Raw genomic sequence first — 22,188 nt, 5'->3', positions numbered from 1 at the left:
AGATTCGATGCGACGGACCACGGAAACAGGAGTGAACATGGCCGAACCACTTGTCGCCACGAGCGTCTTCGACAGACTGCTGAAGGACCGCATCATCTGGCTGGGGTCGGAGGTGCGCGACGACAACGCCAACGAGATCTGCGCGAAGATCCTGTGGCTGGCGGCGGAGGACTCCGAGAAGGACATCTACCTCTACATCAACTCGCCCGGCGGCTCGATCACGGCGGGCATGGCCATCTACGACACCATGCAGTTCGTGCCGAACGACATCGTGACGGTCGGCATCGGCATGGCCGCCTCGATGGGTCAGCTGCTGCTCACCAGCGGCACCAAGGGCAAGCGGTACATCACGCCCAACGCGCGCGTGCTGCTGCACCAGCCGCACGGCGGCTTCGGCGGCACCGCGAGCGACATCCAGACGCAGGCTCAGCTGATCCTCTCGATGAAGCGTCGCCTGGCCGAGATCACCGCGGCGCAGACGGGCAAGTCGGTCGAGCAGATCAACCTCGACGGCGACCGTGACCGCTGGTTCACAGCGGACGAGGCGCTCGAGTACGGCTTCGTCGACCACATCCGCGAGCACGCCGCAGACGTCACCGGCGGCGGCGGAACCGCCGTCGACGACACCGCCAACTGAGCCCCCCGAAGGAGACACAGAACATGCACACACCCACCTTCGGCGGCGCCCCTCAGGGCCTGCAGATGCCCAACAGCCGCTACATCCTGCCGCAGTTCGAAGAGCGCACGGCCTACGGCTACAAGCGCCAGGACCCGTACAACAAGCTCTTCGAGGACCGCGTCATCTTCCTGGGCGTCCAGGTCGACGACGCCTCGGCAGACGACGTCATGGCCCAGCTGCTCGTGCTCGAGTCGCAGGATCCCGACCGCGACATCGTCATGTACATCAACTCGCCCGGCGGCTCCTTCACCGCGATGACGGCGATCTACGACACCATGCAGTACGTGTCGCCGCAGATCTCCACCGTCGTGCTCGGCCAGGCGGCATCCGCTGCAGCCGTGCTGCTGGCGGCCGGCGCCCCCGGCAAGCGGCTGGCTCTCCCCAACGCCCGCATCCTGATCCACCAGCCCGCCGTGGGCGAGGCCGGGCACGGACAGGCGTCGGACATCGAGATCCAGGCCGCCGAGATCCTGCGCATGCGCACCTGGCTGGAGGAGACGCTCGCCAAGCACTCCCACCGCACGCAGGAGCAGGTCAACAAGGACATCGACCGCGACAAGATCCTCTCGGCCCACGATGCCCTCGAGTACGGCCTGGTCGACCAGGTGCTGACGACGCGCAAGCGTCAGCCGGCCGCCATCACCAGCTGACAGCCGCACCAGCCGAAGCCCCGCCGTCGCCTGCCGACGTGCGGGGCTTCGTCGCTCCCGGCCGAGAGTGTGACATCGTGATCCGCAAATGCGGCCCGATGTCGCACCCAGAGGTTAGGCTCAAAAGTGCTCCCGACTGGGGGAAGTGAGGAGGGCCTGATGGCTCGCATCGGTGAAAGTGCCGACCTGTTCAAGTGCTCCTTCTGTGGCAAGAGCCAGAAGCAGGTCCAGCAGTTGATCGCGGGTCCGGGCGTCTACATCTGCGACGAATGCGTCGAGCTGTGCAACGAGATCATCGAAGAGCGCATGGCCGAGTCCGGCACCGGCGAGGTCGCCGACTTCGATCTGCCGAAGCCCCGCGAGATCTTCTCGTTCCTCGAGGAGTACGTCGTCGGTCAGGACCCCGCCAAGCGCGCCCTCTCCGTCGCCGTGTACAACCACTACAAGCGCATCCGCGCGCACGGCACGCTCAAGCCGGCCGAGCAGCGCGCGGACGACATCGACATCGCCAAGAGCAACATCCTGCTCCTCGGCCCGACCGGTTGCGGCAAGACGTATCTCGCGCAGACACTCGCCAAGCGGCTGAATGTGCCGTTCGCCGTGGCGGATGCCACTGCGCTCACCGAGGCGGGCTACGTCGGCGAAGACGTCGAGAACATCCTGCTGAAGCTGCTGCAGGCGGCGGATTTCGACACCAAGCGCGCCGAGACCGGCATCATCTACATCGACGAGGTCGACAAGATCGCCCGCAAGGCCGAGAACCCCTCGATCACCCGTGACGTCTCCGGAGAGGGCGTGCAGCAGGCGCTCCTGAAGATCCTCGAGGGCACGGTCGCCTCGGTCCCGCCGCAGGGCGGGCGCAAGCATCCTCACCAGGAGTTCATCCAGATCGACACGACCAACGTGCTGTTCATCGTCGCGGGCGCGTTCGCCGGTCTCGAAGAGATCATCTCCTCGCGGGTGGGCAAGCACGGCGTCGGTTTCGGCGCACCGCTGCACGACAAGGGCGAGAACCTGAACCTCTTCAGCGAGGTGCTCCCCGAGGACCTGCACAAGTTCGGGCTCATCCCCGAGTTCATCGGCCGTCTTCCCGTCGTGGCATCGGTTTCGCCGCTGGATCAAGAGGCTCTCATGGAGATCCTCACCGAGCCGCGCAACGCCCTCGTGAAGCAGTACCAGCGCATGTTCGAGCTCGACGGCGTGCAGCTGGAGTTCGAGGAAGAGGCTCTGCGCGCCATTGCCGACCTGGCCGTGGCGCGCAAGACGGGCGCGCGCGGACTGCGCGCCATTCTCGAGGATGTTCTGGGTCCGATCATGTTCGAGATCCCGTCGGCCGAGGACGTGGAGAAGGTCGTCATCACGCCCGCCGTCGTCCAGGGCGCTGCCCCGACACTGCTGCTGCGTCAGAAGCGCAAGAGCGCCTGACTCGCCGGCGAGCCTTTCCGCCGCGATAGGGCGGCCGCATGCGGCGAATGCGCAAAAAGACAGAAGACCCACGTTGCTGCATTCAGCCGCAGAAAGTCAATTGCCGAAACGTGCTCGGCCCCGGGTCGATAAGGTCGCCCCACGACACATATCGATGGGGATGTAGCCATGTCTGATCAACCCGAGTACGTGCCCGTCCGCCACCACGAGGTCAGCGTTGCGGGCTCGGGCGAGCAGATGCGGATCGCTCCGGTCGGCTGGTACAGCTTCACCTCCGGCGGCGGGAGGTTCGTGGTGCGCACTGATCCGCAGGCCGCCATGCAGATCGCAGTCGCGCAGCTTCAGGCGGTCGGGTTCGCGCTCGGGGACGGCACGTTCCAGCGGCTGCTGCACGAATCCGGGTCCGAGTGGCTCGCGCAGGACCTGCGCCTGGGTGAGATCAAGCGCTCGTGGAAGCGCGGGGTTGTCGCCTGGCTCGTCGAGGACACCGGCCTGGAGTTCTTCCGCCCCTTCTGGCGCGGCGCGACGCCCACCCTTGTCGTGGCATCTGCGCGGGCGACGCCCGCCGGCACGGAACTGGTCATCTACCCCCATGGCTCGATCCTGGGCGGCTCGGACGCGAACGACGCGGGACCGCTGATCCGCACCACTCTCGCGGCGCTGAACGACCATTTCTCGAAGACCGGAACCCTGGTCTCGGCCGAACGCATGCGAGGCATCAAGAACGACGGCTCTCCGGCCTCGCAGGCCGTCGTGCGGGACCTGCTCGGCTGGCGCTGAGCAGGTCCCGCCCGCAGCGTGGGCTCAGTCGGCGAGGCCGCGACGCTCCAGGAGCGGCGCGATCTCGGCATCCCGACCACGGAAGTCCCGGTACGCCTCCAGCGGGTCCTTCGAACCGCCGACACCCAGCAGGCGCTGACGGAAGCGGTCGCCGTTCTCGCGGGTCAGGCCCCCGTTCTCTTCGAACCACTTCACGGTGTCGGCGTCGAGCACCTCGCTCCAGATGTAGGAGTAGTAGCCGGCGCTGTAACCGCCCGAGAAGACATGCGCGAAATACGTCGACGAATAGCGCGGCGGCACGGCGGGGGAGTCGAGCCCGATCTCGGCGAGGGCAGCGGCCTCGAATGCGGCGACGTCGATGTGCTCAACCGCGTCGGCAGCGCTCAGGCGGTGCCAGGCCTGGTCGATCCACGACGCGGCGAGGTACTCGCTGGTGGCGAAGCCCTGGTTGAACGTCTCGGACGCGGCGAGCTTCTCGACCACCTCGGTCGGCAGCGGCTCGCCGGTGTCGATGTGGCGGGCGTAGTTGGCCAGCACCTCGGGCCAGTAGATCCACATCTCGTTGACCTGGCTGGGGAACTCGACGAAGTCGCGGTACACGTTCGTGCCGGCGAAGCTCGGATACGTGACGGTGGCGAAGAGGCCGTGAAGCGCGTGCCCGAACTCGTGGAACAGCGTGTTGACCTCGTCGAGGCTCAGCAGCGTCGGCTGACCGGGCGCGGGACGCGACACGTTGAGGTTGTTCACCACCACCGGGTCGGTGCCGCGCAGGCGCGACTGCAGCACGATCGAATTCATCCACGCGCCGCCGCGCTTCGTGTCGCGGGTGTAGAGGTCCAGCACGTAGAGGCCCAGCGGCGAGCCGTCGGCGTTGTGGATCTCGAAGACGCGAGCGTCGGGGTGGTAGGCCGGCAGGTCGGGGCGCTCGGTGAACGAGATGCCGTAGAGGGCGGATGCCGCGTAGAAAACGCCGTCCCGCAGCACCCGCTCGGCTTCGAACCACGGCCGCAGCGCGGAGCGGTCCAGGGCGTACCGCGCCTCACGGACGCGCTCGGTGTAGAACGCCCAGTCGTGCGCTTCGAGCGGGAAGGGCTCGCCCTGGCCGTCGATGATCTCCTGCAGCGCCGCGCGCTCGCGCTCGGCGTTGCGTGCCGCCGGCACCGCGAGCCGGAAGAGCAGGTCGCGCACCGCCTCCGGCGTGCCGGCAGTCTCGTCTGCGGTGATGTACGCGGCGTGGCTGTCGTACCCGAGCAGCTCGGCGCGCTCGGCGCGCAGGCGCACGATCTCGCGGAGCACCTCGCGGTTGTCGTGCTCGTTGCCGCGGGAGCCGCGTGCGCGGGAGGCCGCCATGATGCGCCGGCGCGACTCGCGGTCGGTCAGCGACGACAGGTACGGGTGTCCGGTGAACAGCGTCAAGGTGACGACGTAGGAGCCGTCCAGGCCTCGGTCGGCGGCGGCTTGGGCGGCGGCCGACAGCTCGCCCTCGGTGAGGCCGTCCAGCTGAGCGGCATCGTCGAACACGACGGCGAGGTCGTTGGTGTCGGCGAGGAGGTTCTTCTCGAAGGTGTTCGTCAGCACGGACAGACGCTGGTTGAGGGCGGTCAGGCGCTCTTTCTCGGCATCCGACAACCCCGCGCCGGCGTGCGTCATCTGCGTGTAGCGGCGCTGCACCAGGTAGCGCTGCTCGGGGGTCAACTCCAGCTCGTCGATCCGTTCGAAGAGCGACCGCACCCGCTCGTAGAGCCGAGTGTCCAGCTGGATGGCGTCCTGGTGGGCGGACATCAATGGGGCGAGGGATTCCTCGACCTGCTGGATGTCGGGCGTGGCATCCGCCGACGACACGGTATAGAAGGTGCGGGCGACGCGGCCCAGCAGGTCACCGGAGGACTCGAGCGCCGTCATGGTGTTCTCGAAGGTCGCGGCATCCGGGTTCGCGGTGAGGGCATCGACCTCCGCACGCTGCTGAGCGAAGCCTGCCTCGAACGCCGGCAGGTAGTGCTCGACGCGGATCGCCGGGTAGTCCGGCAGCCCGTAGGGGAGGGGGCTCGGCTGCAGCAGGGGGTTGGTCTCGTCCGTCATCGTCTCAGCCTAGGGCGCGGTCGCGGCCCCCACGGCGCAACGCACGCGACGCGCAGTGGGGCAGCCGGGAATGCCCGGCGTGGGGCGGTGGTTGCCCCTCCGCAGGGGCCGCGTGGGCGACTCTGCGGCGCACATCACGCCGGCGCGCACCGAAGGGAAGCACAATGCCGACGCTGGGAATCATCGGAAGCGGACACATCGGATCGGCGGTCGCCCGCCTGGCGGTTGCGGCGGACATGAACGTGGTCATCGCCAACTCCCGCGGGCCTGAGACGCTGCAGGGGCTGCTCGCCGAGCTGGGCCCGCTCGCCCAGGCCGGCACGGTGACCGACGTCGCAGAGAGCGCCGACACCGTCGTGCTCTCCATCCCGCTCAAGGCGGTTGCGGACCTCCCCGAGGGGCTGCTGGCCGGTCACCTCGTGATCGACACGAGCAACTACTACCCGTCCCGCGACGGCAGCATTCCCGAACTCGCGGACAACAGGGTGACCACGAGCGAACTGGTCCAGGGGATGCTGGGCGGCGCCCGCTACGTGAAGGCCTTCAACAACATCCTGGCCGCGCACATCCCGGCCTTGGCCAGGCCGGACGGCGCGGCCGACCGCACCGCGCTGCCCATCGCAGGAGACGACCACCAGGCCAAGACCGAGGCTGCCGAGATCATCAGCCGGCTCGGCTTCGACACGGTCGATGCCGGCACGCTCGCCGAGAGCTGGCGTTTCGAGCCCGAGACGCCCGCTTACGGCGCGATCTACTTCAGCGACCCGTCGCTGCCCGAGGATCAGCTGATCGATGCCGAGCCCGGCCCCACCCCGGCGTCAGACATTGAGCACGCGCTCGACGCCGCCACGCGGGTCGACGTCGCAGCTCGCCGATTCTAGAGATAGAGAAAGAGAGCGAGAGAACCCATCATGAGCACCTACGTCGTTGCGTCCGGACGACGCGTCGGCAATGTCGAGCCCACTGCGGCCGAACGAGCCGCGCTGCGCCTCGCGGTTGGGGCAGAGCACGCCGTCGCGCGGCGTATGCAACGTCGCGCGGCCCGCGCCACCACCGTCGGCGACCCTGAGCGGGAGCGCACCGTCATCGCCGGCGCTCGGGAGCGAGAGCAGGCCCTGTCGACGCACCTGTCGACCATGCCCCCGCGCTGACGGCCGCGCGGCGTCCGGTCAGCCGAACTCGTCGTCCGGGTCGTGCCCGACCACCGCGTTGCCGTCGGCGTCGAGCGAGACCACGACTCCCGTCTCGAGCTCCGCGACGGGCCGCCCCTCGAGGAACGTCAGCGTCCACCGCGGCCGCGGCTGGCCCAGCTCATCGCCGGGCATCGCCCGATCGACGGCGTGGATCTGACCGCGAATGCTGTCGGGCACCGATTTGGGCGGTTCGTCGCCGGAGGTCCAGCGGGTTCCGAGCTGCATGTCAGGCCTCCTGGGGGACGAGAACGATGTCGAGCACCGAGGTGGACTCGGCCTCCTGGTAGGTGATCTCCGCTATGCGACCCACGGCCTTCAGGTCGCCCTCGGCTTCACGCAGAAGCGCTGCGATAGCGGGGGTGGCGCCGATCGTCACGCGCTCCACGGCGGTCTTCTGCGAGGCCTTGGCCTCGGTCTTGGCGCGACGGATGCCGATGAGCGCCTCGCCGACGGCGGTCAGCACCGCGGGGTCGCCCTCGAATCCGAGCGGTTCAGGCCACGCAGCGGTGTGCACCGAGCCCTCCTCGAACCAGGACCATGCCTCCTCCGCGGCGAACGCGAGCACGGGGGCAAGCAGACGCAGCAGCGTCGACAGCGCCAGACGCAGGGCGAGCGCGGCCGAAGCCTGGCCCACGTCGGCCTGGTTGTAGGCGCGCTCCTTGACGAGCTCGAGGTAGTCGTCGCAGAACGTCCAGAAGAACGCCTCGGTCACTTCCAGCGCGCGGGCGTGGTCGTAGGCGTCGTAGGCCTTCGTCGCCTCGCGCACGACGCCGTCGAGGGCGGCGAGCATCGAGGCGTCCAGTGCGTGGGTCACCTCGGCGCCCTCGGGCACGGGGAAAGAGAGCACGAACTTCGCGGCGTTGAGCACCTTGATCGCCAGGCGTCGGCCGATCTTGACCTGTGTCGGGTTCTGCGGGTCGAACGCCGCGTCGGCGCCCAGGCGGCTGGAGGCGGACCAGTACCGCACGGCATCCGTTCCGTGCTGCGCGAGGATGTCCGCCGGAGTCACGACGTTGCCCTTGGACTTCGACATCTTCTTGCGGTCGGGGTCGACGATGAACCCGGAGATCGCGGCATCCGACCAGGGGGCGCGATCGTCCTCGAGGGCGCTGCGCAGCATGGTGGAGAAGAGCCACGTGCGGATGATGTCCTGGCCCTGCGGGCGCATGTCGAACGGGGCCACGAGCTCCCAGAGCTCGGGGTCGCGCTCCCAGCCGCCGGCCAGCTGCGGCGTGAGCGACGACGTCGCCCAGGTGTCGAAGATGTCCCGCTCGGCGTCGAAGCCACCCGGCACGCCGCGCTGCTCCTCGGTGTAGCCCGGGGGCACATCCACGGTGGGGTCGACCGGCAGGGTGGCGAGGTCGGGGGTCAGCACCCGGCTGTAGTCCCGCTCGCCGTTCTCGTCGAGGCCGTACCAGACCGGGATCGGCACGCCGAAGAACCGCTGGCGCGAGACGAGCCAGTCGCCGGTGAGCCCGTTGGTCCAGTTCTCGTAGCGAACGCGCATGAAATCCGGATGCCACGACATGCCGGCGCCCAGTGCGATGAGCTTCTCGCGCAGCTCGGCGTCCCGCGCGCCGTTGCGGATGTACCACTGGCGCGTGGAGACGATCTCGAGCGGGCGGTCGCCCTTCTCGTAGAACTTCACCGGGTGCGTGAAGGGCTTCGGGTCGCCGATGAGCTCACCCGATTCGCGCAGCAGCTCGACGATGCGCTTCTTGGCGCTGAACACCGTCTTGCCGGCGAGTTCGGCGTACGCCGCGCGCGCGGCATCCGTCACGATGACATCGGGTGCCTCGGCAACGATGCGGCCGTCCTTGCCGAGGATCGTGCGGTTGGGCAGGTCGAGCTCGCGCCACCAGATGATGTCGGTCACGTCGCCGAACGTGCAGATCATGGCGATGCCCGACCCCTTGTCCTTCTGTGCGAGCGGGTGCGCCAGCACCGGCACCTCGACATCGAAGAGGGGCGTGCGCACTGTGGAGCCGAAGTGCGGCTGGTAGCGCTCGTCATCGGGGTGGGCGACCAGCGCGACGCAGGCGGCGAGCAGCTCGGGACGGGTCGTCTCGATCTCGATGTCGCCGGAGCCGTCCGTGAGGTGGAAGGCGACCCGGTGGTACGCGGCCGGCTGGTCGCGGTCTTCGAGCTCGGCCTGGGCGATCGCGGAGCGGAAGTCGATGTCCCACAGCGTGGGGGCGAGCGACTGGTAGGCCTCGCCGCGTTCGACATTGCGCAGGAACGCCAGCTGGCTGGTGCGCACCGTCTCGTCCGAGATGGTGCGGTAGGTCTGGGTCCAGTCGACGCTGAGCCCCAGCTGGCGGAACAGCGCCTCGAAGTGCTTCTCGTCCTCGACGGTGAGCCGCTCGCACAGTTCGATGAAGTTGCGGCGGCTGATGGGCACCTGGTCGGCGGCCTTGCTGCTCTTGTTGTCGCCGCCCTCGAAGGGAGGCGTGAAGTCCGGGGTGTAGGGGAGTGACGGGTCGCAGCGCACGCCGTAGTAGTTCTGCACACGGCGCTCGGTGGGCAGGCCGTTGTCGTCCCAGCCCATCGGGTAGAACACGGTCTTGCCGCGCATGCGCTCGTAGCGCACCTTCACGTCGGTGTGGGTGAAGGAGAAGACGTGCCCGATGTGCAGGCTTCCGGATGCCGTGGGCGGGGGAGTGTCCACGGAGTAGACGCCCGCGCGGCCCTTCGCCTTCGCCGCGTCACGGTCGAACAGGTAGGTGCCCTGCTCGCTCCACGCGGCATCCCACTTCTGCTCGAGGCCTTCCAGTGCGGGCTTGTCAGGGATCTGCGACATGGGGGCTCCTCGAGCGATATATGCGGCACTGTGTGAGCGTGCCTGAGTGTGGACCGTCCGCACAGTTTACCGGGGGTGGCGGGGGATTCCGGTCGGGGCGGGGGCTCGCGTGCGCGGGGCCGCCCTCTGGTTGCCCTGCGCGGCGGGGTTCGGCGTGCCGCGTTCGGCGTGCCGCGTTCAAGATGAGGGGATCCGGCGAAGAGAGGGGTGGATGCCGCGATTCCCCCCTCATTCGGTCGGATCCCCTCATTCCACGGGGCGCGTTGGGTCCGGGCCGCGCCGGGCGCGGGCGCGACGGGCGGGCCGTGCCTTCTCCCCAGTGGCGCGACAACGCGATGCATCCCGAAACCGGCATCGCAGTCCGCGGGGCGCGCGTCGGCGCGACGACACTGACGCCATGGACGTGCATGCAGCAGTCATCACCCGTGGTGGCGTGGCCCGCCGTGCCACCCTTCGGGCGGCGGGATTCAGCGCGCATCACATCGCGCAGGCGGTGCGACGCGGCGAACTCGTCGCGGTGCAGCGGCTGTGGGTCGCTGTGCCGGACGCCGATCCGTATCTCGTGGCTGCGGCACGTGACCGCGTCGCGCTGACCTGCGTCACCCAGGCGCGTCGACTCGGGCTCTGGGTGCTGGGTGAAACCGAGGCGCACGTGGCAGCTAAGCCGCATGCCGGCGAGATCCGTGCAGTCGGGGCGCGGGTTCACTGGGCGCAGCCGATTCTTCCGCGGCACCCCGACGCTCTCATTGATCCGGTGGAGAACGTGCTCGCTACGGTGGCGGCCTGTCAGCCCTTCGAGCCCGCGCTCGCCGTGTGGGAATCGGCGCTGCGTCGCGGTCTGGTCGAACGTGGCGTCCTGGAGCGGCTCCCGCTGACCATGACGGCACGCCGGTTGCTTGAGGCGGCGAACCCGTTCGCGGACTCGGGACTCGAGAGCTTCGTGCCGCCACGGTTGCGGTGGCTGCGGGTGCCCATCGTTCCGCAGGCCTGGATCGCGGGGCACCGCGTGGACTTTCTCATCGGCGACCGGCTCGTGCTGCAAATCGACGGCGCCCATCATGTGGGCGCACAGAGGCGATCCGACATCGCGCATGACGCGGAGCTCATGCTGCTGGGGTACCACGTCATTCGCGTGGATTACCTCCAGGTCGTCGAGAACTGGCCATGGGTTCAGGACCTCGTCCAGCGCGCGGTCGCGCAGGGACTGCACCGCGTCCGGTGACGCGCATCCCACCGCTCTACCACCCCGCCGTGCCGCGCCGCCGAACCCACCGCCGCCCTGCCGCATCGCCCCCGTGCCGCGTCGCCGTGCCCACCGCCGCCGACCCCACCGCCGTGCCAAATGAGGGCATCCGGCGATCTGAGGGAGCGGATGCCGCAACGCGCCCTCATCCGGAAGGATCCCCTCACCTGGAACGATCCCTCATTCCGTTGAGGCCGGGCGTCAGGTAATCGGCCGCGTATCGCGCCCCGGCGAATAGATCCACCGCGTCCAAAAACGGAGTAGCGTGGAACGGCTCACCCCTGACACCCCGAGGTCCCGCATGCCTTCGCTTCGCCGCACCCTGTCCGCATCCGCCGTCGCGATGGCCACCGCGCTCGTCCTGAGCTCCTGCGCCGGCGCGGGCGGTGGCGACGACACCGCGGACGGCGGCGGCGAGGTGGTGTGGGCGATCGAGGGGGCGAACCTCTCTGCCGGCCACATGGACCCGCAGACCAGCCAGCTCGACGTCTCGTCGCTCGTGCAGCGGGCTGTGCTCGACTCGCTGGTGTTCCAGCAGGCCGACGGCACCTTCTCGCCGTGGCTCGCCGAGTCGTGGGAGGTCTCCGACGACGGCACCAGTTACACCTTCGAGCTGCGCGACGACGTCACGTTCCACGACGGCGAGCCCTTCGACGCGGCGGCCGTCAAGGCGAACTTCGACCGCATCGTCGACCCCGAGACGGCATCCGCGCAGGCGGCCAGCATGATGGGCGCCGAGTTCTACGCCGGCACCGAGGTGCTCGACGACCACACCGTGCGGGTGGACTTCACGCAGGCCTACGCGCCGTTCCTGCAGGCGGCCAGCACCGCCCACCTCGGCTTCTACTCGCCGGCCGTCCTCGAAGAATCCGCCGACCGCCTCAAGGCCGGCGGGCCCGGCGCCACCGTCGGCACCGGTCCGTTCGAACTCACCGACTACACGCCCGACCAGGAGATCGTCTACACCCGCAACGACGACTACGCCTGGGGGCCTGACGGCCAGGGCGCCCCGTCGTTCGAGACGCTGCGGGTGAGCATCCTTCCCGAGGCCGCCGTTCGCGTCGGCGTCGTCGAGAGCGGCGAGGCCGACCTTGCCAGCCAGCTGCCGCCGAACCTCGCCGCCGACCTCGGCGAGCCCCTCACCGTCGACTCGCTGGAGTACCCCGGCCTGCCGTACTCGCTGTACCTCAACGAGGCGTACGGCGTGCTGGCCGACCAGCGCGTGCGTCAGGCCCTCAGCCGCGCGATCGACATCGACACCGCCGTCGAGGAGATCTACTCCGGTCAGTTCCCGCGGGCATGGAGCATCCTCGGTTCCACCACGCCCGGCTACGACGCTTCGCTCGAGGGCACCTGGCCGTTCGATCCGGCCGCTGCGAACGCGCTGCTCGACGAAGCAGGCTGGACCGAACGCGACGCTGACGGCTACCGCACGAAGGAGGGCCAGCGGCTTTCGGCCCGCTGGATCGCCTGGACCCCGGTGCCCGACGACCGCGCGGCGCTGGCCAATGCGATCCAGTCCGACCTCAAGTCCGTCGGCTTCGAGATCGTGCGCGAGGTCCTGGAGCCCGGCGCCTACAACGAGCAGTACGGTCCCAAGACCTTCGACCTCACCGATTGGGGCTTCTCGGGCGTCGACCCCGATCTGCTGCGCAGCCACCTGCACAGCGAGGGATTCCAGAACGCCTCGCAGGTGAACGACCCGGCGATGGACCTGCTGCTGCAGGATGCCGTGGCGAGGACGGATGCCGACGAGCGCGCGGTGCTCTACCGCGAGGTGCAGCAGTGGAACGCCGAGCACGTCGCCATCGTGCCGCTGTACAGCCCCGCGTTCATCACGGCCGTGGGAGAGCGGGTTGACGGGCTGTCCTACGATCTGTACGGACGCCCCCTCTTCTACGACGTGACCGTCGGGTGAACGAGCGCCCTCGGGGCGCGGAGGTCACCATGACGCCAGCGGCGCAGCGCGCCCGGGCCATCGCCGCGCGGGTCGGCGGCATCGCGGCATCCGTCGTCATCGTGCTCTGGGGTGCGGCGACCGTGGCCTTCCTGGCGTTCCGGGTGATCCCCGGCGACCCGGTGGAGGTCATGCTCGGCCCCCAGGCACAGGTGAGTGACGCCGTGAAGGACGGCATCCGCGCCGAGCTCGGACTCGACCGGCCGCCGCTGGAGCAGTACGTCGCCTACCTCGGGCAGCTGCTGCGGGGGGATCTCGGGGAGTCGTACCAGCTGCGGATGCCGGTGGCGGAGGTCATCGGCCGCCAGCTCGGCGCCACGCTGCAGCTGACCGCGCTGGCGCTGCTCATCGCCGTCGCGCTCGCCTTCGCCGTCGCCCTGCTCGCCCGGGGCCGCGTCGCCCGCACCGTCGTCGCCGGCGCGGAGCTCGTCGTGCTGTCGTCGCCGGTGTTCTGGATCGGGCTCGTGCTGCTGAGCGTGTTCGCGTTCGGGCTCGGCTGGTTCCCGGTGTCGGGGTCACGCAACCCCGCGACGCTGGTGCTGCCCGCCGTCACGCTCGCACTCCCGGTGACGGCGCTCCTGGGCCAGGTGCTGCGCGACGGCATCGAAGCGGCCGAACGCCAGCCCTTCGCCACGACGGTGCGCGCACGGGGTGCGACCGCGACGCGGCTGACGCTGCACCACACCCTCCGTCACGGCGCCACGGGGGCCCTCACCTTGGCCGCCTACCTCGTCGGGTCGCTGCTGGGGGGAGCGGTGCTGGTCGAGACCGTCTTCGCCCGCCCCGGCCTTGGACGCGTGACCCTCGCCGCGATCGCCGACCGCGATCTGCCCGTGATCACCGGAATCATCCTGCTGAGCGCGCTGGTGTTCGTCGTCGTCAACACGATCGTGGAACTCGTCTACCCGCTGATCGACCCGCGCCTGCGCCGCCTCCCGTCGCCGGTAGCCCCGCGCACGGGGGTGGCGGCATGAGGCCCGCTCAGCGCGTGCTGCTCACCGGAGCCGTCGCCGTGCTCGCTGTCGTGGCCGCGGCGGCGTTCGCGCCGCAGCTGTTCACCTCGCTCGACCCGCTGCAGACCGACGTGCGGCAGGCACTCCTGCCGCCCTCGACGGAGCATCCCTTCGGCACCGATCAGAGCGGGCGCGACGTCTACTCCCGGGTCGTGCACGGCACCGCACGGTCCGTCGGCATCGGTCTGCTCGCCACCGCGCTCGCCTTCGCGGTCGGACTACTCGTCGGCTCGCTCTCGGGAGTCGCCCCCCGGGTGGTGGATGCCGTCGCGATGCGCGCCACCGACATCCTCCTGGCGTTCCCCGAGTTCCTCATCGCGCTCGTGGTGGTCGCCGTGCTCGGCCCCGGGCCGACCAACGTGGCGCTCGCCGTCACCATCGCCGCCGTACCCGTCTACGTGCGGCTCGCCCGGGCGCAGACGCGCACACTGGGGACGGCCGAACATGTCGAGGCCGCGCGCATTCTGGGCGTCCCCGCCCCGCTCGCCTTCGTGCGCCACGTCGCCCCCGGTGTGGTCGGGTCGCTCAGCGTGCTCGCCACCATAGGAATCGGCTCCAGCATCCTCGCCGCCGCCGGGCTCAGCTTCCTGGGACTCGGACCCACCGAGCCCACACCGGAGTGGGGGCTGATGCTCTCGGGCGGTCGCAACGTCATCGGGCAGGCCTGGTGGGTGTCGGTGTTCCCGGGCGCGGCCATCACGATCACGGCGATCGCCGCCACCGTCGTCGGCCGCACACTGCGCTCCCGCGCGGACGGGAGGCTGTCGTGAGCGCGCTGCAGGTGTCGGGGCTGCAGATCTCGATCGGGCGCGCCACTCCCGTCGCCGGAGTATCGCTCACCGTCGCCCCCGGTGAGTGCCTGGCGATCGTGGGGGAATCGGGTGCCGGCAAGTCCCTCACCGCGCGCGCCCTGCTGGGTCTCGTGCCCGAAGGCGCACGGATGACGGCCGACGAGCTCATCGTCGACGGCGTCGATGCGCGGCGGCTCGACGAGCGAGGCTGGCGCCGACTGCGCGGGTCGCGCATCGCGCTGGTCTCCCAAGACGCCCTCGTCTCTCTGGATCCGCTCCGTCGCATCGGCGCCGAGGTGGCCGAACCCCTGCGCATCCACGAGCCGCGGACATCACGCTCCGCCCGCGCCCTGCGGGTCGAGACGCTCCTCACCGACGTCGCCATGCCCGATGCGGCTCGCCGCGTGCGGCAGTACCCGCACGAACTCTCGGGCGGGCTGCGTCAGCGCGCGCTGATCGCCTCAGCGCTGGCGGGGGAGCCGGCCGTACTCGTCGCCGACGAACCCACGACCGCTCTCGACGCGACGGTGCAGGCACGCGTGCTCGACCTGCTGCGCTCGATCGCCGACCGCGGCACGGCCGTCGTCTTCGTCAGCCACGACTTCGCCGCGGTGCGCCGGGTCGCGGACCGCGTGGTGGTGATGCAGGGCGGCCGATTCGTCGAGCAGGGCACCGTCGCCCAGGTGTTCGATGCCCCTCAGCATCCCCACACCCGCGAGCTCGTCGCCGCGTCGCACCACGAGCCACCCGCGGCGCAGGCGGAGACCCGCGACGAGGAGCCGCTCGTGTCGGCTCGGGGACTGTCGAAGGCGTTCGACCGCCCCGCGGTGCGGGAGGTGTCCTTCGACATCTCCCGCGGACGCACGCTGGGGGTGGTGGGGGAGTCCGGCTCGGGCAAGACCACGCTCGCGCGCATGATCGTGGGCATCGAGCAGCCCGACGCCGGCACCGTACGCATCGGCGGCACGCCATGGTCCCGAGGCGACGAGCGGGCGCTGCGACGGCGCGTGCAGCTCGTGCACCAGAACCCGCTGGGCGCCTTCGACCCCCGGTGGACCATCGGCAGGTCGGTGCGCGAGGCGCTCGCCGCCGGCGGGGTGCTGCGCGCAGAGCACGCCGCCCGGGCCGCCGAGTTGCTGACGGAAGTGGGATTGGATGCCGCCATCGCGCGGCGCCGCCCGGCGCAGCTCTCGGGCGGTCAGCGTCAGCGCGCCGCCATCGCGCGGGCCCTCGCGGTGAACCCCGACGTGCTCGTGCTCGACGAGCCGGTGTCGGCGCTGGATCCCACGGTGCGCGAGCGCGTGCTGGCGCTCCTGCGCCGACTGCGCGCCGACCGAGACCTCACCATGGTCTTCGTCTCGCACGACCTCGATGTGGTCGCCGCCGTCGCCGACGACGTGCTGGTGATGCAGGACGGCGCGGTCGTGGAGCAGGGACCCGTCGCGGACGTCTTCGCATCGCCCCGGCATCCGTTCACACGAGAGCTGCTCGCCGCCGGGCGGTGACCCGGCCTCCTCAGTCGCGCACCTGCACGCCAAGGGCAGCGGCGAACGACTCCGCCAGTGCGATTGCCTGGTGCGGCGCCATGGTGGCGCCGCGAAGCGCTGCCGGTTCGGTGTATGCCAGAGCCTGCAGCCCGCGCAGGTCGAGATCTGCTGCCCGCATCTCCCGGGTGTCCACGTCATCGGCGCGGCTGTCCTCGAACCTCACCCGCTCCAGCGACGCGGCCGGCATGTCGAGGGAACCGATCACGCAGTCCGCGATCAGCAGGTCGGCGACGACCGCCTGGCCGAGCGCCAGGTAGTCGATGCGCGCCCCGCGCAGTTCGACGGCATCCATCTGCGCACGGGAGAGGTCGAGGGTGCCGATGCGCCCGCCGGTGATCGTCACCGAGCGCCACCTGCCCCTGACGGCGGCGACGGTCGTGGCGCGCAGCTCCTCGATCGCGACGTCGATCAACGTCGCCCCGGTGAGGTCCAGCCGGTCGACCGCGCTGGCGGCGAGCACGCATTCCACGAGACGCGCGTGCGCGGCATCCACGTCGCCGGCGAGCCCTTCGATCCGCGTCTGCGACACGTCGCTGCGCCGGCCGAGCGCCGTGCCGACCGCCAGCCGTGGCGGCAGATCCGGACGTGCCTGGCGGGGCGGGCGGGGGCGGGTCTCGCGCGGCGGCATGCACTCCAGCCTACGGACGCGTAGAATCGGACGACCAGCATCGATCCGGCCATCACCGGGGAGCTCTCGGAAGAACGCGGGAAACCGTCAGTAGAACCGAGCGGGGCAGGCCCGTGACAGCCGCAGTGAGAGAGGGTCCGCGGCGTCAGCCGGGGATCACGCGGGGTGGTACCGCGGCCTACGGGTCGTCCTCGCAGGACGCAATGCAACCTGCTGGAGTGACATGACCTACCCCCGCCCCTCGACGAGCGCATCGAGTGCCGCACCGTCGGCGCCCGGCGCCTCGTTCGGCCCCGCCGCCGGCGTCGTGCCCAACCCGCGCTTCCCCGACATCGAGAAGGACGTGCTGGAGTTCTGGCGCGAGGACGACACCTTCCGCGCCTCGATCGCCCAGCGCGAGGGTGCGCCGGAATGGGTGTTCTACGACGGCCCGCCGTTCGCCAACGGTCTGCCGCATTACGGACACCTCCTCACCGGGTACGCCAAGGACCTCTTCCCGCGCTTCCAGACGATGCGCGGCAAGAAGGTGGACCGTGTCTTCGGCTGGGACACCCATGGTCTTCCCGCCGAGCTCGAGGCGATGAAGCAGCTGGGCATCACCGAGAAGAGCCAGATCGAGCAGATGGGGCTCGCCGCGTTCAACGACAAGGCGCGCTCGTCGGTGCTGGAGTACACGCACGAGTGGGAGGACTACGTCACCCGCCAGGCCCGCTGGGTCGACTTCGACCGCGGATACAAGACGCTCGACACCAGCTACATGGAGTCGGTGCTGTGGGCGTTCAAGCAGCTCTACGACAAGGACCTCGCTTACGAGGGTCACCGCGTGCTGCCGTACTGCTGGCGGGACGAGACCCCGCTGTCCAACCACGAGCTGCGCATGGACGACGACGTCTACAAGATGCGCCAGGACCCGTCGGTCACCGTCACCTTCCCGCTCGTCGGCGTGAAGGCGGAGTCGATGGGCCTGACCGCCGTGCGGGCGCTCGCGTGGACCACGACTCCCTGGACGCTGCCGACCAACGTCGCCCTCGCCGTCGGTCCCGACATCACATACGTCGTCGTGCCCGGCGGCCCCAACGGCGCGTCGGACGTGCACGAGGACCGCGCTGAAGGCGAATCGCACCGCTACCTGCTCGCCGAGGATCTGCTGGCCGGCTACGCCAAGGACCTCGGCTACGACAGCGCCGAGGACGCCCGCGCCGCCGTGCAGCAGACCGTGCGGGGCAGAGACCTCGCCGACGTGCAGTACGACCGCCTGTTCGACTACTACGCCGACGCCGAGGCCTGGGGCACGCAGAACGCATGGCGCATCCTCGTCGACGACTACGTCACCACGAGCGACGGCACCGGCATCGTGCACCAGGCCCCCGCTTACGGTGAAGACGACCAGCGGATCACCGAGGCCGCCGGTATCCCGCTGATCATGAGCCTCGATGACGGCGGACGCTTCCTGCCGCAGGTCTCGGATGTCGCCGGTGAGCTGTGGATGGATGCCAACCGGCCGCTCATCCGCCTGCTCAAGGCCGAGGGCCGCCTGCTGCGCGAAGCCAGCTACGAGCACTCGTACCCGCACTGCTGGCGCTGCCGCAACCCCCTCATCTACAAGGCCGTCTCGAGCTGGTTCGTGCGCGTGACGGCGATCAAGGACCGCCTGATCGAGCTCAACGAGCAGATCACGTGGGCGCCCGAGAACGTCAAGCACGGCCAGTTCGGCAAGTGGCTCGAAGGCGCGCGCGACTGGTCGATCAGCCGCAACCGGTACTGGGGCTCGCCCATCCCGGTGTGGCGCAGCGACGACCCCGCCCACCCGCGCGTGGACGTCTACGGCTCGCTCGAGGAGATCGAGCGCGACTTCGGCCGACTGCCGCGCAACGCCGAGGGGGAGGTCGACCTGCACCGCCCCTTCATCGACGAGCTCACCCGCCCGAACCCCGACGACCCCACCGGGCAGTCCACGATGCGCCGCATCGAGGACGTGTTCGACGTCTGGTTCGACTCGGGCTCGATGCCTTACGCCCAGGTGCACTACCCGTTCGAGAACCGCGAGTGGTTCGACGAGCACGCACCGGCGGACTTCATCGTCGAGTACATCGGCCAGACCCGTGGCTGGTTCTACGTCATGCACGTGCTGTCGGGCGCGCTGTTCGACCGCCCCGCATTCACCGGGGTCGCCTGCCACGGCATCGTGCTGGGCAGCGACGGACTGAAGATGTCGAAGTCGCTGCGCAACTACCCGGACGTGTCCGAGGTGTTCGACCGCGACGGCTCCGACGCGATGCGCTGGTTCCTGATGGCGAGCTCCGTGCTGCGCGGCGGCAACCTCATCGTCACCGAGGAGGGCATCCGCGCCGGCGTGCGCGAGTTCCTGCTGCCGCTGTGGAACACGTGGTACTTCTTCGCGACGTATGCCAACGCCGCAGGCGGCGCGGGTGGCCAGGGCTATGAGGCGACCTGGCGCACGGATTCGACGAACGTGCTGGACCGCTACATCCTCGCCCTCACCGGCGACCTCGTGCGCGACGTCGCGACCGAGCTGGACGCCCTGGACTCCACGACCGCCGCGGCCAAGCTGCGCGACTTCGCCGAAGCGCTGACCAACTGGTACATCCGCCGCTCGCGGGACCGGTTCTGGACGGGCGTCACCGACGATCCGGCCAGCCGCGAGGCCTTCGACACGCTCTACACGGTGCTCGAGACGGTCACCCGCGTCGCGGCGCCGCTCATCCCGCTGGTGTCCGAGCAGATCTGGCAGGGCCTCACCGGCGGGCGCAGTGTGCACCTGCAGGACTGGCCCGACGCCGACGCGTTCCCCGCGGCATCCGACATCCGCGCCGCGATGGACACGGTCCGCGAGGTCACGAGTGTCGCCAACGCGCTGCGCAAGCGCGAAGGCAAGCGGGTGCGCCTGCCGCTGCCGCGGCTGACGGTCGTGACGGCGGACCCCGCCGGCCTGTCGCAGTTCGACGACATCCTCCGCGACGAGCTCAACGTCAAGGCGGTGCAGCTCGTCGAGCTGCGCGATGAGACAGCGGCGGAGTACGGCATCACCCACCGGCTGTCGGTCAACGCCCGCGCCGCGGGGCCACGCCTCGGCAAGCAGGTGCAGCAGGTGATCCGCGCCGCGAAGGACGGCGACTGGTCGCAGCACGACGGTGTCGTCACCGCCGGCGGCGTCGCGCTGGAGCCGGGGGAGTACGAGCTGGTGCTCGAGACGAGCGGTCGCCCCGAGGGCGAGGCGCTCGCGCTGCTGCCCGGCGCGGGCTTCGTGCTGCTCGACACCACCACGACCCCCGAGCTCGAAGCCGAAGGGTTCGCCCGTGACGTCGTGCGCGCCGTGCAGGACACGCGCAAGGCGGCCGGTTTCGAGGTGAGCGACCGGATCCGCCTGCAGATCCTCTTCGCGTCCGTCGCGGACGCCGATGCCCTGGAGATGGGTGTCGACGCCGCGGATGTGGCGGGCGAGACGCTGGCTGTGGACTTCGCCGCCCGCGTCGCGGGTCGGGACATCGAGGTGCCGGGCGACCTGACCGGGGACGAGTGGCACGCGGAGGTGTTCGGCTCGACGCCGGACCACGTCGGGTACGTGCCCCCGGGGACCTACGCCAACGAGGGCGGCTTCCACGTCGCCGTGAGCAGGGTGAGCGCATGAGCGACCGCAGCAGAGCCGACGCCGTATACGAGACGCTGCTGGCGCGTGCGGGGGAGCGCTGGGTGGAGCCCCGCAAGGAGCGCACCGCGCGGCTTCTCGAGTTCCTCGACGACCCGCAGCGCACGTACCGGGTGGTGCACGTCACCGGCACGAACGGCAAGACGTCCACCAGCCGCATCATCGAGTCGATCGTGCGCGCTCACGGCCTGCGCACCGGCCTATTCACGAGCCCTCACCTGGAGCGGTTCACGGAGCGCGTCGTTGTGGACGGTGAGCCGATCGCGGATGCCGCCGTCGCCGACGCCTGGGACGAGATCGCGCCGTTCGTCGAGATCGTCGATGCCGAGCTGGCCGAGGCGGGGGAGGAGCCGCTGACGTTCTTCGAGCTGCTCACGGCGCTCGCGTTCGTCGCGTTCTCCGACGCACCCGTGGACGTCGCGATCATCGAGGTCGGCATGGGCGGCTCGTGGGATGCCACCAACACCGCCGACGGCGACGTGGCGGTCTTCGCGCCCATCGACCTGGATCACGCGGATCGCCTGGGCGGCACGATCGCGGAGATCGCCGAGGTCAAATCCGGCATCATCAAGGACGGCGCAGCCGTCGTCTCGGCCCGGCAGGATGCCGCCGCCGAGCGGGTGCTGCGCGCGGCGGCCACTGCGCGCGGAGCCTCCATCGCGTTCGAGGGACAGGACTTCGCCCTCGCCGAGGACCACCTGGCCGTGGGCGGGCAGTTCATGGCGGTGCGGGGCCTTGCCGGCACCTACAGCGACCTGTACCTGCCGATGTACGGCGAGCACCAGGCGCACAACGCCGCCCTCGCGATCGCCGCGGTCGAGTCGCTGCTGGGAGCAGCCACCAAGCCGCTCGCGGCCGACGTGCTCACCGAGGGCCTCGCCGAGGCGACGTCCCCCGGTCGGCTGCAGCTGCTCGGTGTCGCCCCGACGGTGATCGTCGACGGTGCGCACAACCCGCACGGGGCCCGCGCGCTGGCTGCGGCCCTGCGCGACGCGTTCGACTTCGACGAGTGGGGTCTGGTGCTCGGCGCCCTCGCCGACAAGGACGTCGCCGGCGTCGTGGCCGAGCTGGCCCCGCTGGCCGCGCACGTCTTCGCGACCGCCCCGCAGTCCGACCGCGCGACCGACCCCGACGCGATCGCCGACCTCGCCGAAGGCCTCGGCAGGCAGGTGAGCGTGCACCCCGACGTCGCCGATGCGGCGAACGCCGCGCGTGAGTGGGCGGCGGCATCCGATCGGCGTGCAGTGATCATCGCCGGCAGTGTCGTTCTCGCCGGTGAGGCGATGACGGTGGCATCCGAAGAGGACTGGAAGAGCGGGTGGCAGGCGTGAGCGCCACGCGCACGCCCCGTCCCCGCCGGCCGCGCGGTGCCGCGGAGTCGCTCGGCTCGATCGTGCTGGGCTTCGAGGCGATCATCGCGTTCCTCGCCGGCCTCGTGATCTACGGGCTCGACGCGCTGCCCGGCGGCATCGAGCCGTGGTGGGGCGTCGTCGCCGGCACCGTCCTTGCCGTGCTCATGGTGATCACCGCGGGCCTGCTGCGGCACCGCTGGGCGATCGCACTCGGCTGGGCGCTGCAGGTCGTGGTGGCGCTCGGCGCGCTGCTGGTACCGGCGCTGCTTCTCGTGGCGCTCATTTTCGGCGGCATGTGGGCGTATGCCACCATCAAGGGGGCCTCGCTCGACCGGCGCAACGCGCGTCTGGCCGCCGAGGTCGAACAGCGAAACGGAGACTGAG

18 protein-coding genes are annotated in these 22,188 nt (G+C 70.2%); 14 read left to right on the top strand and 4 right to left on the bottom strand.

Annotated features, from left to right (window positions below; genetic code table 11):
- The first annotated feature begins 7 nt into the window (after nucleotides 1-7).
- From QNO14_RS07470 to QNO14_RS07455, 4 genes are all read left to right on the top strand, one after another.
- Nucleotides 8-637 carry an ATP-dependent Clp protease proteolytic subunit gene (locus tag QNO14_RS07470; protein WP_257493368.1) on the top strand — a complete coding sequence of 210 codons (630 nt, stop codon included), beginning with the start codon at nucleotides 8-10 and terminating at the stop codon, nucleotides 635-637.
- A gap of 23 nt (nucleotides 638-660) precedes the next feature.
- The gene (locus tag QNO14_RS07465) at nucleotides 661-1,329 is read left to right on the top strand and encodes an ATP-dependent Clp protease proteolytic subunit (RefSeq protein WP_257493369.1); all 669 of its coding nucleotides are present in this window, start codon (nucleotides 661-663) and stop codon (nucleotides 1,327-1,329) included.
- Nucleotides 1,330-1,488: 159 nt separating this feature from the next.
- Nucleotides 1,489-2,754 carry an ATP-dependent Clp protease ATP-binding subunit ClpX gene (gene clpX / locus QNO14_RS07460; protein WP_257493370.1) on the top strand — a complete coding sequence of 422 codons (1,266 nt, stop codon included), beginning with the start codon at nucleotides 1,489-1,491 and terminating at the stop codon, nucleotides 2,752-2,754.
- 168 nt (nucleotides 2,755-2,922) lie between these two features.
- Nucleotides 2,923-3,534, top strand: coding sequence for a hypothetical protein (locus tag QNO14_RS07455; protein WP_257506187.1), 612 nt, complete (start codon nucleotides 2,923-2,925; stop codon nucleotides 3,532-3,534).
- Between the two features lie 24 nt (nucleotides 3,535-3,558).
- Here QNO14_RS07455 and QNO14_RS07450 read toward each other — a convergent pair whose 3' ends face one another.
- Nucleotides 3,559-5,613 (bottom strand): M3 family metallopeptidase, encoded by a 2,055-nt coding sequence (locus QNO14_RS07450; protein WP_257506186.1) that lies wholly within the window; start codon nucleotides 5,611-5,613, stop codon nucleotides 3,559-3,561.
- Between the two features lie 164 nt (nucleotides 5,614-5,777).
- Here QNO14_RS07450 and QNO14_RS07445 point away from each other — a divergent pair, with 164 nt between their 5' ends.
- Together QNO14_RS07445 and QNO14_RS07440 are read left to right on the top strand one after the other, a co-directional pair.
- Nucleotides 5,778-6,494: an NADPH-dependent F420 reductase gene (locus QNO14_RS07445; RefSeq protein WP_257506185.1), complete on the top strand. Its 717-nt coding sequence runs from the start codon at nucleotides 5,778-5,780 to the stop codon at nucleotides 6,492-6,494.
- Between the two features lie 30 nt (nucleotides 6,495-6,524).
- Nucleotides 6,525-6,764, top strand: a complete 240-nt coding sequence (locus QNO14_RS07440; RefSeq protein ID WP_257506184.1) for a hypothetical protein — start codon at nucleotides 6,525-6,527, stop codon at nucleotides 6,762-6,764.
- A gap of 18 nt (nucleotides 6,765-6,782) precedes the next feature.
- Here QNO14_RS07440 and QNO14_RS07435 read toward each other — a convergent pair whose 3' ends face one another.
- A complete protein-coding gene (locus QNO14_RS07435; RefSeq protein WP_257493375.1) occupies nucleotides 6,783-7,031 on the bottom strand; it encodes a hypothetical protein in 249 nt (82 codons plus the stop codon).
- A gap of 1 nt (nucleotide 7,032) precedes the next feature.
- A complete protein-coding gene (gene valS / locus QNO14_RS07430) occupies nucleotides 7,033-9,606 on the bottom strand; it encodes a valine--tRNA ligase (protein ID WP_257506183.1) in 2,574 nt (857 codons plus the stop codon).
- A gap of 397 nt (nucleotides 9,607-10,003) precedes the next feature.
- On the opposite strand from valS, the gene QNO14_RS07425 reads away from it, so the two are divergent.
- The 5 genes from QNO14_RS07425 to QNO14_RS07405 all read left to right on the top strand — a co-directional run bounded on the left by QNO14_RS07425 (nucleotide 10,004) and on the right by QNO14_RS07405 (nucleotide 16,115).
- On the top strand, nucleotides 10,004-10,828 hold the full coding sequence (locus tag QNO14_RS07425; RefSeq protein WP_257506182.1) for an endonuclease domain-containing protein: 825 nt from the start codon (nucleotides 10,004-10,006) through the stop codon (nucleotides 10,826-10,828).
- Nucleotides 10,829-11,150: 322 nt separating this feature from the next.
- The gene (locus QNO14_RS07420; RefSeq protein ID WP_257506181.1) at nucleotides 11,151-12,767 is read left to right on the top strand and encodes an ABC transporter substrate-binding protein; all 1,617 of its coding nucleotides are present in this window, start codon (nucleotides 11,151-11,153) and stop codon (nucleotides 12,765-12,767) included.
- A gap of 29 nt (nucleotides 12,768-12,796) precedes the next feature.
- Complete coding sequence (locus QNO14_RS07415; protein WP_257506180.1) at nucleotides 12,797-13,780, top strand: ABC transporter permease; 984 nt, start codon at nucleotides 12,797-12,799, stop codon at nucleotides 13,778-13,780.
- A 311-nt stretch (nucleotides 13,781-14,091) separates the two neighbouring features.
- A complete protein-coding gene (locus tag QNO14_RS15345) occupies nucleotides 14,092-14,589 on the top strand; it encodes an ABC transporter permease (RefSeq protein WP_434543530.1) in 498 nt (165 codons plus the stop codon).
- Complete coding sequence (locus tag QNO14_RS07405; protein ID WP_257506178.1) at nucleotides 14,586-16,115, top strand: dipeptide ABC transporter ATP-binding protein; 1,530 nt, start codon at nucleotides 14,586-14,588, stop codon at nucleotides 16,113-16,115. Before QNO14_RS15345 ends, QNO14_RS07405 begins: the two co-directional genes overlap by 4 nt.
- 10 nt (nucleotides 16,116-16,125) lie before the next feature.
- Here the strand turns inward: QNO14_RS07405 and QNO14_RS07400 are convergent, their stop codons facing one another.
- On the bottom strand, nucleotides 16,126-16,785 hold the full coding sequence (locus QNO14_RS07400) for a pentapeptide repeat-containing protein (RefSeq protein WP_257506177.1): 660 nt from the start codon (nucleotides 16,783-16,785) through the stop codon (nucleotides 16,126-16,128).
- Nucleotides 16,786-17,008: 223 nt separating this feature from the next.
- Between QNO14_RS07400 and ileS the strand changes: the two genes are divergently transcribed.
- The 3 genes from ileS to QNO14_RS07385 are packed head-to-tail and all read left to right on the top strand — an operon-like array spanning nucleotide 17,009 to nucleotide 22,187.
- Nucleotides 17,009-20,434 carry an isoleucine--tRNA ligase gene (gene ileS, locus QNO14_RS07395; RefSeq protein ID WP_257506176.1) on the top strand — a complete coding sequence of 1,142 codons (3,426 nt, stop codon included), beginning with the start codon at nucleotides 17,009-17,011 and terminating at the stop codon, nucleotides 20,432-20,434.
- Nucleotides 20,431-21,783, top strand: coding sequence for a bifunctional folylpolyglutamate synthase/dihydrofolate synthase (locus tag QNO14_RS07390; RefSeq protein WP_257506175.1), 1,353 nt, complete (start codon nucleotides 20,431-20,433; stop codon nucleotides 21,781-21,783). The genes ileS and QNO14_RS07390 overlap by 4 nt, the downstream gene beginning before the upstream one ends.
- A complete protein-coding gene (locus QNO14_RS07385; RefSeq protein ID WP_308211020.1) occupies nucleotides 21,780-22,187 on the top strand; it encodes a DUF4233 domain-containing protein in 408 nt (135 codons plus the stop codon). Before QNO14_RS07390 ends, QNO14_RS07385 begins: the two co-directional genes overlap by 4 nt.
- Nucleotide 22,188: the final 1 nt, after the last annotated feature.

It is taken from the genome of Microbacterium sp. zg-Y625 (assembly GCF_030246925.1).
GTDB lineage: Bacteria > Actinomycetota > Actinomycetes > Actinomycetales > Microbacteriaceae > Microbacterium > Microbacterium jiangjiandongii.
The sequence above is the reverse complement of the archived record's forward strand: the minus strand, read 5'-3'. Positions and strand labels throughout refer to the sequence as shown.

What these genes read in the sequence shown, in the direction of transcription:
- QNO14_RS07470 (WP_257493368.1), top strand. Translation starts at nt 8, where the DNA reads ATGCGACGGACCACGGAAACAGGAGTGAACATGGCCGAACCACTTGTC.
- QNO14_RS07465 (WP_257493369.1), top strand. Translation starts at nt 661, where the DNA reads ATGCACACACCCACCTTCGGCGGCGCCCCTCAGGGCCTGCAGATGCCC.
- clpX (WP_257493370.1), top strand. Translation starts at nt 1,489, where the DNA reads ATGGCTCGCATCGGTGAAAGTGCCGACCTGTTCAAGTGCTCCTTCTGT.
- QNO14_RS07455 (WP_257506187.1), top strand. Translation starts at nt 2,923, where the DNA reads ATGTCTGATCAACCCGAGTACGTGCCCGTCCGCCACCACGAGGTCAGC.
- QNO14_RS07450 (WP_257506186.1), bottom strand. Translation starts at nt 5,613, where the DNA reads ATGACGGACGAGACCAACCCCCTGCTGCAGCCGAGCCCCCTCCCCTAC.
- QNO14_RS07445 (WP_257506185.1), top strand. Translation starts at nt 5,778, where the DNA reads ATGCCGACGCTGGGAATCATCGGAAGCGGACACATCGGATCGGCGGTC.
- QNO14_RS07440 (WP_257506184.1), top strand. Translation starts at nt 6,525, where the DNA reads ATGAGCACCTACGTCGTTGCGTCCGGACGACGCGTCGGCAATGTCGAG.
- QNO14_RS07435 (WP_257493375.1), bottom strand. Translation starts at nt 7,031, where the DNA reads ATGCAGCTCGGAACCCGCTGGACCTCCGGCGACGAACCGCCCAAATCG.
- valS (WP_257506183.1), bottom strand. Translation starts at nt 9,606, where the DNA reads ATGTCGCAGATCCCTGACAAGCCCGCACTGGAAGGCCTCGAGCAGAAG.
- QNO14_RS07425 (WP_257506182.1), top strand. Translation starts at nt 10,004, where the DNA reads ATGGACGTGCATGCAGCAGTCATCACCCGTGGTGGCGTGGCCCGCCGT.
- QNO14_RS07420 (WP_257506181.1), top strand. Translation starts at nt 11,151, where the DNA reads ATGCCTTCGCTTCGCCGCACCCTGTCCGCATCCGCCGTCGCGATGGCC.
- QNO14_RS07415 (WP_257506180.1), top strand. Translation starts at nt 12,797, where the DNA reads ATGACGCCAGCGGCGCAGCGCGCCCGGGCCATCGCCGCGCGGGTCGGC.
- QNO14_RS15345 (WP_434543530.1), top strand. Translation starts at nt 14,092, where the DNA reads ATGCGCGCCACCGACATCCTCCTGGCGTTCCCCGAGTTCCTCATCGCG.
- QNO14_RS07400 (WP_257506177.1), bottom strand. Translation starts at nt 16,785, where the DNA reads ATGCCGCCGCGCGAGACCCGCCCCCGCCCGCCCCGCCAGGCACGTCCG.
- ileS (WP_257506176.1), top strand. Translation starts at nt 17,009, where the DNA reads ATGACCTACCCCCGCCCCTCGACGAGCGCATCGAGTGCCGCACCGTCG.
- QNO14_RS07390 (WP_257506175.1), top strand. Translation starts at nt 20,431, where the DNA reads ATGAGCGACCGCAGCAGAGCCGACGCCGTATACGAGACGCTGCTGGCG.